This is a genomic window from Tetragenococcus muriaticus DSM 15685 (assembly GCF_000423785.1).
Lineage (GTDB): Bacteria > Bacillota > Bacilli > Lactobacillales > Enterococcaceae > Tetragenococcus > Tetragenococcus muriaticus.
In genome coordinates this window covers 1-9,707 of the sequence record NZ_AUIQ01000069.1, presented here as the reverse complement: position 1 = coordinate 9,707, position 9,707 = coordinate 1, and the positions used below count along the sequence as shown (strand labels likewise).

At 35.6% G+C, this 9,707-nt stretch carries 11 protein-coding genes and 1 pseudogene; 4 read left to right on the top strand and 8 right to left on the bottom strand.

Features of this window, described 5'->3' with window-relative positions; genetic code table 11:
• Positions 1–328: pseudogene (locus G577_RS12220) on the top strand (IS4-like element ISTeha3 family transposase); the annotation flags it as partial.
• A gap of 17 nt (positions 329–345) precedes the next feature.
• Here G577_RS12220 and G577_RS0109215 read toward each other — a convergent pair.
• Positions 346–2,298 carry a heavy metal translocating P-type ATPase gene (locus G577_RS0109215; protein ID WP_081675759.1) on the bottom strand — a complete coding sequence of 651 codons (1,953 nt, stop codon included), beginning with the start codon at positions 2,296–2,298 and terminating at the stop codon, positions 346–348.
• Positions 2,299–2,535: 237 nt separating this feature from the next.
• Here G577_RS0109215 and G577_RS0109210 point away from each other — a divergent pair, with 237 nt between their 5' ends.
• Positions 2,536–3,015 (top strand): nucleoside deaminase, encoded by a 480-nt coding sequence (locus G577_RS0109210; RefSeq protein ID WP_028790949.1) that lies wholly within the window; start codon positions 2,536–2,538, stop codon positions 3,013–3,015.
• Positions 3,016–3,078: 63 nt separating this feature from the next.
• Here the strand turns inward: G577_RS0109210 and G577_RS0109205 are convergent, their stop codons facing one another.
• Complete coding sequence (locus tag G577_RS0109205) at positions 3,079–3,741, bottom strand: SDR family oxidoreductase (protein ID WP_028790948.1); 663 nt, start codon at positions 3,739–3,741, stop codon at positions 3,079–3,081.
• A gap of 156 nt (positions 3,742–3,897) precedes the next feature.
• Positions 3,898–4,338 carry a hypothetical protein gene (locus tag G577_RS0109200; protein ID WP_028790947.1) on the bottom strand — a complete coding sequence of 147 codons (441 nt, stop codon included), beginning with the start codon at positions 4,336–4,338 and terminating at the stop codon, positions 3,898–3,900.
• Positions 4,339–4,494: 156 nt separating this feature from the next.
• On the opposite strand from G577_RS0109200, the gene G577_RS0109195 reads away from it, so the two are divergent.
• Together G577_RS0109195 and G577_RS0109190 are read left to right on the top strand one after the other, a co-directional pair.
• Positions 4,495–5,097 carry a LexA family protein gene (locus tag G577_RS0109195; RefSeq protein WP_028790946.1) on the top strand — a complete coding sequence of 201 codons (603 nt, stop codon included), beginning with the start codon at positions 4,495–4,497 and terminating at the stop codon, positions 5,095–5,097.
• A gap of 64 nt (positions 5,098–5,161) precedes the next feature.
• On the top strand, positions 5,162–5,704 hold the full coding sequence (locus tag G577_RS0109190; RefSeq protein ID WP_028790945.1) for a DUF924 family protein: 543 nt from the start codon (positions 5,162–5,164) through the stop codon (positions 5,702–5,704).
• A 119-nt stretch (positions 5,705–5,823) separates the two neighbouring features.
• Here G577_RS0109190 and G577_RS0109185 read toward each other — a convergent pair whose 3' ends face one another.
• The 5 genes from G577_RS0109185 to G577_RS11420 all read right to left on the bottom strand — a co-directional run bounded on the left by G577_RS0109185 (position 5,824) and on the right by G577_RS11420 (position 9,481).
• Positions 5,824–6,762, bottom strand: a complete 939-nt coding sequence (locus tag G577_RS0109185; protein WP_028790944.1) for a hexose kinase — start codon at positions 6,760–6,762, stop codon at positions 5,824–5,826.
• Positions 6,763–6,889: 127 nt separating this feature from the next.
• Positions 6,890–7,747, bottom strand: coding sequence for a PTS system mannose/fructose/sorbose family transporter subunit IID (locus tag G577_RS0109180; RefSeq protein ID WP_028790943.1), 858 nt, complete (start codon positions 7,745–7,747; stop codon positions 6,890–6,892).
• Positions 7,737–8,480, bottom strand: coding sequence for a PTS N-acetylgalactosamine transporter subunit IIC (gene agaW / locus G577_RS11425; protein ID WP_227874570.1), 744 nt, complete (start codon positions 8,478–8,480; stop codon positions 7,737–7,739). Before agaW ends, G577_RS0109180 begins: the two co-directional genes overlap by 11 nt.
• Before the next feature lie 80 nt (positions 8,481–8,560).
• The gene (gene agaV / locus G577_RS0109170) at positions 8,561–9,043 is read right to left on the bottom strand and encodes a PTS N-acetylgalactosamine transporter subunit IIB (protein WP_028790942.1); all 483 of its coding nucleotides are present in this window, start codon (positions 9,041–9,043) and stop codon (positions 8,561–8,563) included.
• Between the two features lie 138 nt (positions 9,044–9,181).
• Entirely contained in the window at positions 9,182–9,481 is a 300-nt protein-coding gene (locus tag G577_RS11420; protein WP_162141356.1) for a PTS sugar transporter subunit IIA domain-containing protein, read from the bottom strand.
• Positions 9,482–9,707: the final 226 nt, after the last annotated feature.

Genomic DNA, 9,707 nt, shown 5'->3' with positions numbered 1-9,707 from the left:
TTTGTCACAAGAAACCCAAACGCGCAATTATCAAGCCTTGATTTGTCATACCACCATTGTGTTCACGCGCTACATCTTATTAAGTTGGCAACAACGCTGTGCCAATGACGAGCGGACCTTAGGCGGCTTATTTTATGAACTTGCTGACCAAATAAAAGAACTTGACTGGTCGGTGGCTTTATTAGAACTAATGGACATTTTGCAAGCAGTCAGTGAAAAAGCGAGTCATAAACTACAAGACTTCATTGAAAGTCAACTGCAGCTCTGGATCGATACGCTGCCCAATTATATCAAGGCTTATCTACCGAATTTGGTGTGCGAAACTTGAGTTAATAAGATATCAGATTATACGCTTTTTTTGCTTTTCTTTAACGGCAGTAACAAACGCAGGCCATTTACCAATACGATGAGTGTACTTCCTTCATGAGCTAAAACACCCAGTCCAATATTCATTTGTCCAATAATATTTAATCCACTGAGTAGTAAAACAATCCCCATGGCAAAAATAATATTTTGCCAAACAATTTGATTTAATTTTTTAGCTAGCTTATGCACGTACTCAAATTTTAAAAGATCGTTTTGCATAATAACTGCATCAGCTACATCGATAGCGACATCTGTTCCTTCCCCCATAGCAAATCCAATATCAGCTTTTACTAATGCAGGAGCGTCATTAACGCCATCTCCGACCATAGCTGTTTTCCCGTATTTTGTTTGCAAGGAAGTAATCGCTTCTGCTTTGTTTTCCGGTAAAATATTACTAAACACTTCGTCGATTCCTAAAGCATGTGCGACTGCATCTCCTGTAGTCTTAGCATCTCCAGTAATCATTAGTGTATTAATATTTTGTTCTTTTAAATACGCAATTGTAGCTGCAGCTTTTTCGTCTGCTCGGTCCATAAATGCAATAAGTGCCACAACTTCTTCATCTTCACTAAAGTAAACCACCGTTTTACCTGCCGAAGTAAATTCGTTTGTTTTTTCTTGCATTTCTGGGCTAACCTGTTGAAATAAACTGGGTTTTCCAATTCGATAATTACGCCCATTGTATTGGCCTATAATACCTTGGCCAATCTCATTTTTCACTGACATTTCAACAGTTGAAGTCTGTCCATAAGCCGCTAGAATTGCCTTAGCAAGAGGATGGTTCGCGCTTTTTTCCATTGTTACAATAATCTGTTGCCAACTACTTTTCATGGCTTCTTCTTTATAAAAAGAGTCCGTCACTACAGGTTGTCCTTGTGTTAAGGTCCCCGTTTTATCAAAAGCTACTGCTTTAATATCAACTAAATTGGTAAGATAGGCTCCTCCTTTGAACAAAACACCTTTTTTAGCTAAATTCGAAATAGCTGACAAAGTTGCTGGTACTACGCTAACTGCTAGTGCACAAGGAGATGCTGTAATTAAAAGTACGATACCACGATAAATACTAGTTTCCCAGCTCCATTGAAGTAAAACCGGCATCAAAAGGACGAACAAAGGCACGATAAGTAAAACACTTTTCACATAAATGGGCTCAATTTTTTGTATTTTCGTTGCCGTTTTTGGTAAATAGCTTTGTGATTGTTCAACTACACTTAAAATTTTGGCAAACACAGTTTCAGAAGAATCTTTGCTAACTTCCATAGTAAAGGTTCCTTGTCCATTGATCGTACTAGCAAATACTTCCTCTTCTTTTCCTTTTTCTTTAGGTATACTTTCCCCATTAATTGAAGATTCGTCAATTGTCGAATGGCCTTCAACAATAAAACCATCCGTTGCAATTTGATCTCCGGGCAAAACCTTTAACTGATCACCAACCGTAAGCTTTCTGACATCTACCATTTTAGTAGACCCGTCTGCTTGTAATAAGCGTGCTTTCGTTGGATTCATTTGCAGTAAACTTGTAATTTCTTTTTGACTTTTCTCTTCAGCAAATTCTTCAAGAAAATGAGCTCCCGCAAATATCAAAATCAACAACGCGCTTTCATCAAAATTGCCTATTAACATAGCTCCCAAAACAGCCAATGTCATCAGTAAGTGCACATTAGGTTGAAACTTTCTTTTTTCCTTTGTATGTTTTATCGTTTCAGTAACTCCTTCAACAATCACATGAAAACCTGAAAGAACAACCGCAGCTGTAAATAAATAATTCGATGTTGCACCTGCAAAAGGAACAAACAATGCAAGCAAATATATAATGAGTCCTATAAAATACATAGGAACTTCACCTGGTAAATGTCCAGCATGCTGGTGTTTGTGAGAAGTGTTCTCCTTAGAATTATGCCCGACTATATGTTGTGTTTTATCCATCGCCATGCAACTCCCTTTTTTTATCACTGGTATATACGAATCGTAAACGCTTGTATGAATATATAATCATCTGTTCATTTCTAAGTTTACATGAATGAACATTCATTTGTCAAGTAAATATTGGTTTAAATAAAAGAAAAAAACACTTGTACAAACGAGTCATATGAAAGATTGCAAACACCTCAGATAATGATATGATGGCTATAGAATAAAAGATTAGAAAACAATAAAGGAGGGCATATCATGATAAATGAGAAAGATAAGTACTACTTAAATCGCTGTGTGCAATTAGCTGAAATTGCCCTGGCAAAAGGCGATGCTCCTTTTGGCTCGGTATTGGTCTCTCAAGAAGGGGAAATTTTATTTGAAGACCACAATAAGATTGCTAGCGGAGATAATACTCGCCATCCCGAATTTGAAATTGCTAAGTGGGCAGCAAACAATTTAAACGAAGCAGAACGTAAAAATGCGGTAGTTTATACTTCAGGTGAGCATTGTTCGATGTGTGCTTCAGCACATGGATTAGTAGGACTTGGACGTATTGTTTATGCAAGCTCGACAGAACAATTAAAACAGTGGAATGAAGAAATGGGTATCGACAAGGGTCGGCTCAAAGGCCTTTCAATCCCTGAAGTGATTAATGACACTGAAGTGGACGGTCCCGATGAAACTCTCGCAGAAAAAGTTCGCGATTTACAATTCAGCTATCACAATAAAAAATAAAATAACGTAAAAAATAAGTAGCTTTAATAAAGCTACTCATTTTTTACTTATTAAAAGTCATCATTAAACAGATTTTATAGCATCATCAATTGGTTCATCGCCTGATAATACTTCAAATTCTTTATGAATTGTTGAGTCATTTTCCAAAGAAGCAATTATAGCTTGGGCAACATCTTGACGAGGCACTTCACCATGTTTATTTCCCATACCAACTTTGATTTTTCCACTGCCTTTTTCATCAGTCAAAGTCCCTGGATGAACGATTGTCCAATCAAGCCCCGTTCTATTTTTCAACCATTCATCTGCGTAGTTTTTAGCAATAGTATAAATTTTCAATGGAGCATCATTTTCGATTCCTTTAGCAATTTGTTTGCGACCAGTACGGAATGTGCTTACCATAACAAATCGTTTTACATTTGCCTGTTCAGCTGCTGTCATTATTTTTATGGCGCCATCTAAGTCAACCATAACTGTCTTATCTAGACCACTTCCACCAGCACCTGCACTAAAAACGACTGCGTCTACATCTTTCATTGCTTCAGCAAAATCTTCAATTGAATTATAAATAATATCTAAAACTTGGGTTTCAATATTTCTTTCATCAAAAAAAGATTTTTGTCCAGAATCACGGATCACTGCTTTTTCGTCAATATCATTATGATCCTGCGTCAAATTGGCGAATTGCTTTGCTACTTTTCCGTTTGCACCTACGACAAGAACTTTCATATATAAGGCCCCTTTCTATATCCTTTTTAACTCTTATAAGAATTGTATCATTTATTTGTTATAGCTTTAAACACTTTGCTCAACTAAAAGTAAAAGTCATCATTTTATGAAAGTCTTCCAAATGAAGTTAAGGGGAACATCTCAACTTTCCATATTCTACTTGTTTCCATCTTTTATTCGTTGGTCATAAAATTCTTCATAATCCTCTTTTAAAATTTTATGCAAGGGTTCAATATGATTAAATTCATAACCTTCCTTCTTTTTTTGAACATACCAATCAAACAAGATATCTTCGCCATTGCGCAAAATAACCATCAACCGATCTTTTTCTGACATATCAAAGTTTTCAACAGAATAGGATTGCTCCTGTAAAGCATCTACTACTAACTGATTCTCTAAAAACTTCATATAAGAATCTAAAATATCCCCTTGTTTTTTGAAGTGAATTAATTTTCTTTGTTTTTCAATAGACTCTTCACACATATCCGCTACTTCATCTTCCATTTTTCCCATCTGATCGTACAAATCATCTCTTCTTTTTTCTAAAGCATCAATCCTTTGTTTAGTATCTTCCTTTCTTAATTCGTATCTCTTCAAGCTAATCCCTCCATTTCTTATATTCGATACAAACGTACGTTCGCTTTTGAGAACAAATTAATCATAGCATCGCCGTTCTCTTTTGTCAACGATTATTTTTCATTGTTTCTTAAAGAGAACGATGCTATAATAAGAATGGAAACGGAGGAAATAAAAGTGAAAACTAACGATGAAATCATGGATATTCTTGATCAACTAAAAAAAGAAAATAATCTTTCGGTTAGCGAAATTGCAAGACGAGTAAATATGGCAAAATCAGCTGTTTCTAAGTATTTTAACCGTCAACGAAAATTCCCTTTAAACCGAGTCGAAGACTTTGCCCAAGCGATGAACGTTAGGCCTGAATATATCTTAGGCTACGAAGCACAAACTGTTTATCCTGAGAGAGGAACAAATAACGTAGAGCATAATGAAACTACGATTGTTTCGGAAGCTGATGAAGCAGTTGACTTTCCTACTAATTTTTCTCACCTTTCTAAAGGACAACACTTTTATTTCAAAATGAAAGATACTAGTATGGAACCAATAATCCCTAAGGATGCGACCGTTTTGTTCAAAGCCCAAGATGATGTACAAGACGAACAGTTTGCTGCAATAATATTAAATGAAGACCCCACTACTCTGCTAAAAAAAATAAAAAAGCAAGAGAGCTTTTTATTATTACTTTCCGAAAATCCTGATTATGCGCCCATTATTGTTTCGGAAAATGATACAATTGAGATCATCGGTAGAGCCATTCGTGTAAGTTATGAGCTTTAAAGGTTTGTATTCGGTTACTGTCTTTAATTATTACGATAAAAATTAATTCAACTAGGAGGATTTTATACATACACCAGAAACAGTTTTATACTTTTGGTTTCATGAACTTGCCCCAGAGCAATTATTTAATGGTGGAAGTGAAGTCGATCAGCTAATCACTGAGCGTTTTAAAGCATTACACCAGCAAGCTGCTCAAGGCGAACTCGATGGATGGCGAAAATCCATTCAAGGACGTTTGGCAGAAATTATCATCCTCGATCAATTTTCTCATCATATTTACCGAGGACAGCCTGGAGTCTTTTCCTTTGATTCTGCTGCACTCATCTTATCCCAAGAAGCTTTAAAAACGAAGCAAGTACGTGCTCTAACAGCTGACGAACTTGGTTTCTTATTGATGCCTTTTATGCACTCAGAGTCAAAAAAGATTCACCAAATTTCTTTACAATTATTCGATCAACCTGGTTTGGAAGAATATCTAGACTATGAAAAACGACATAAAGAAATTATTGATCTTTTTGGTAGATATCCACATCGCAATGCGATTTTAGGAAGAGTCTCGAACAATGAAGAAAGAGAGTTTCTAACTGAACCAGGAAGTTCTTTTTGAGCTTATATTATTTGTTCTTTACGTAATAAAACTGATAGACTGAGTTTTTTGCTTAGTCTATCAGTTTTATTTATAAGTTATTTCCACATCTTGTTGGTAATCTTTCTTATTATAACTCCTTATTCATTGTTAATTTTATTAACCGAAATTTGAGTAAATAACTCGTTAAATCGTTGTACATCAATATGACCAGTTTTTTGGTTCATTGCGTTCAACATACCCGTCACCATACCGACTCTCATAATTTCTTCCGGTGTTCTTCTGTTGGAAATACCATACGTTAATCCAGCTAATGTTGCATCTCCAGAACCAACAGGGTTTATCACTTCTATGCTTGGGATATCTATCTTATAAATAGTTTTTTTATGTTTAACAAGTGCACCATCTTTACCTAAAGAAACTACAACCCATTCAATATCATCGAATAGATCACTTTTTAATGCATTTTTCAAATCAACTGATGTATTAATTTTGTGCCCTAATACTTGGCTAATTTCTTCTTCGTTTGGCTTGATCAAGTAGGGTTTAGGATTCCCCTGTAGACTTTTAGCGAGTGTCTCCCCAGAGGTGTCTAGTATCGTTTTAGTGTTTTGTCTATCGGCTTCTTCAATTAACGTTGAATAATAATCTTTTTTTACTCCTTTTGGCAAACTACCTGAAATAGTAACGAGATTCACTTCTTTTAATAACCGTTTATATGTTTCAAAAAATGTATTTAATTCATTCTCTCTTATTTCAGGACCGCCCTCTAAAATTTCAGTTTGGTTTCCCTCGTGTAAAATTGCGATAGAGTTCCTTGTTTCACTCCTGATTTGAGAAAAATCATGATTAATACCCTCTTCATCCAAATGTTTTCTAACAAACTGTCCAAAATCCCCGCCTAGCATCCCAGAAGCCTTTACAGGTTCATTAAGTTGGCGAAGCACTCTTGTTACATTTAATCCTTTTCCTCCAGCAGTCTTAGAAACGTTATTTATTCTGTTAACTCTATCAATAACTAATTTACCTAATGGATAAGAAATATCTATCGATGGATTCATTGTAATAGTTAGTATCATATTTACGCTCCTATCTTTATAATTATATGTGCCTCCTTATGTAGGGCATATATTTTTCTTAGCCTACGTAAAGAGGCACTTTGGTAAAGCGCTAACAATTTTAGTAATTCGTCTCAATTAAAAACTATTACATTATTCCAAATAATCCACCAACAAGTCCAATTACGATAGTAATCCCAATTAATACCAAGGGAGAACGCCCTTTTTTCAATAACCAATAGCAAAAGAAAGTAAAAAGTAGCGGCAATAAGCCAGGCATAATAGCGTCTAAAACTTCTTCTTGTATATCAACTGGTATCTCCCCGGCTTGTAATGTCCAATCAAGATTAAAGTCAACATAAGAAGCAATCAATGCCCCAACAACCATCAAACCGACGATCGATGCAGCTCTAGATATTTTTTGTGTTCCTTCTTTTAAAGATGAAATCGCGTCAGTTCCTATCCTATGGCCAAAGTGCATCAAGAAAAAGCGTGCTCCAAAGTGAACTACGTTAAAGACAACTAGAAACAAAATCGGGCCCGTTATATTGCCTTGTGAAGACAGCGATGCAGCGATACCACCAGTAATAGGAAGTAATGTTAGATAAAACAAGGCATCTCCAATTCCACCTAAAGGCCCCATCAAAGCTACCTTAATACCACGAATTGTTTCTCGTTCTTCTTTATTTTCTTCCATTGATAAGATTATTCCTTGAATAAAGGTTACTAAAAACGGATGAGTGTTAAAGAATTGCATGTGTTCTTTTAATGAATTAGAGAGGTCATGAGTATTCTTATGGATTTTCTTAAGACCTGGAATCAGCCCATATACCCAGCCTCCAGCTTGCATACGTTCATAGTTAAATGATGCTTGTAACATTAAAGACTTCCACACCATTTTGTTCAAGTCTTTTCTCGTAATCACTTTTTCAGACTCAGGATTTTCATAAGTTTCTGAAATTACGTTTTTATTATCGACTGTTTCTGTTTTCTTGTTAGATTCCATCACTATAATCCTCCTCTTCGTCTAAATCCTGATTTGTATTAGTTTCAGTTGCTGCCTTTGATGAACTATTTATAAAGTAATCATAAGCTGCAAAAGCAGTAGCAACAATTGCCACTCCTAAGATTGGCATTTCAAGATATGCAACTGCTACAAAACCAAGTGCAAAAAATGGCGCATAGGTCCATTTAAACATGATTTTCATTAGCATTGCGAAACCTACCGCAGGCATAATTCCTCCAGCAAAGCCCAATCCATCAAGAATCCATTCGGGTATCCAAGTTACAAATTGTTCTGCTTGCGCTGCGCCAAAATAGATTGGGAGAAAAGCAACTATACCAAAGAAAATGAAAAGGATTAACGGTTCTAAATAATTTAACCGATCAATACCTCTAGTATCTGCTTCATCAGCCATGTCGTCCATTTTATGCATAACCGGTGACATCACAGTAAAAAGCAGTGTAATGACTGCTTGCCCTGCTACTGCAAAGGGAACTGCGATACCAACTGCAACTTGCGGATCTTGCCCTGTGAGAATAGCAAACGCTGTTCCAACAATTCCTCCAATAACAACGTTGGGTGGCTGCGCTCCAGCTAAAGGTACCATTCCAGCCCAAACCAATTCTAATGTAGCTCCAGCCATTAATCCAGTCGTCAAATCTCCTAAAATTAAACCTACAACTGGGCCTGTAACAATGGGCCGATGTAAGTGTGTTAACCCGTTAAAATGGTCAATTCAAGCTATACCGGCCCATATTCCTACTAATAGCGCTTGTAATAACATGTATTATCCTCCTTGTTGTTTTGATATTCATTCTATAATTTTGTCATTAAATCAAAACCACGTTCATTTGGAATACCTCTTACATCCAACTCCACGCCTTTTTCGTGTAATTTATTAAAAGTCTCAATGTCGTTATCATTTACAGAAACAGTTTTAGAGATTTGCTTTTTTCCTTCTTCATAATGCAAATTTCCAACGTTTATTTTATCTATCGGAACTCCCCCTTCTACCAAAGCAAGCGCATCTTGCGGTGTACGAACGACTATAAATATTTTTTGTCGTGGTGCAGCTTTATGAATAATACGAATGGTCTTATCTAGTGTAAAATAACGACTTTCTGCACTTTCGGGTAATGCCATATCCATTAAATTTTGTTGTACTTCATTATTTGCGATCTCATCGTTAGCTACAATAACTAAATTTGCTCCTAAAGTATTCTTCCATGTCATACCCACTTGTCCGTGAATTAATCGATTATCAATTCTTGTAAGTAAAATATTAGGCGTATTAGCCATAAGTATTCCTCCATTAAATTTTTAGGTTTCGTTCTATTCATCTTTTAGTTTTTGCTACAGAAAGTGAATCGCTTTCATTTTCGGCTTTTAAAAATAAGCAAGCTCAATCTTAATCATAAAATTACGATAATAAACTTTTTATATCCCTTCTTCCTTTATTGTATTGCTTCTCTTTTCTGCATAAGTTGCTAAGCCTTCTTTTCCAGATCGTAATACTTTATTTACAAAATCATCAGCCTCTAACTCTCGATTAAATAATCCATCCATAATAGCAGGAAGATTCGTTCCGGTAACAACTTTAATTTGTGCATCTTCTTGTGATAATAAAATAGATTGATTAAATGGAGTACCACCTGGGATGTCTGTGAAGATAATTACCCCTTCTTTACTATCCATTCGAGAAACTTCTTCTTTTAATTTATTACTCAAGTTTCGCATACCCAAAATGATGATGTCCCTTTGATAGAACAACGCTGATAGTAAAATAATGGTTCGCTTGACTTTTGTTCAAAGGATACAAAAAGAACTCCTTTTGTTTTATAATGGATTTAACGACAAATCTAAAAACAAGGAGTTCTTGCTCTTATGATACACTTAAAAAACATCAAAAATCAATTACCAAATGAAATGAACGCAATTTTTTCTGAACTGAACGTCCTGAAAT

What these genes read in the sequence shown, in the direction of transcription:
- G577_RS0109215 (WP_081675759.1), bottom strand. Translation starts at nt 2,298, where the DNA reads ATGGCGATGGATAAAACACAACATATAGTCGGGCATAATTCTAAGGAG.
- G577_RS0109210 (WP_028790949.1), top strand. Translation starts at nt 2,536, where the DNA reads ATGATAAATGAGAAAGATAAGTACTACTTAAATCGCTGTGTGCAATTA.
- G577_RS0109205 (WP_028790948.1), bottom strand. Translation starts at nt 3,741, where the DNA reads ATGAAAGTTCTTGTCGTAGGTGCAAACGGAAAAGTAGCAAAGCAATTC.
- G577_RS0109185 (WP_028790944.1), bottom strand. Translation starts at nt 6,762, where the DNA reads ATGATACTAACTATTACAATGAATCCATCGATAGATATTTCTTATCCA.
- G577_RS0109180 (WP_028790943.1), bottom strand. Translation starts at nt 7,747, where the DNA reads ATGGAATCTAACAAGAAAACAGAAACAGTCGATAATAAAAACGTAATT.
- agaV (WP_028790942.1), bottom strand. Translation starts at nt 9,043, where the DNA reads ATGGCTAATACGCCTAATATTTTACTTACAAGAATTGATAATCGATTA.
- G577_RS11420 (WP_162141356.1), bottom strand. Translation starts at nt 9,481, where the DNA reads ATGCGAAACTTGAGTAATAAATTAAAAGAAGAAGTTTCTCGAATGGAT.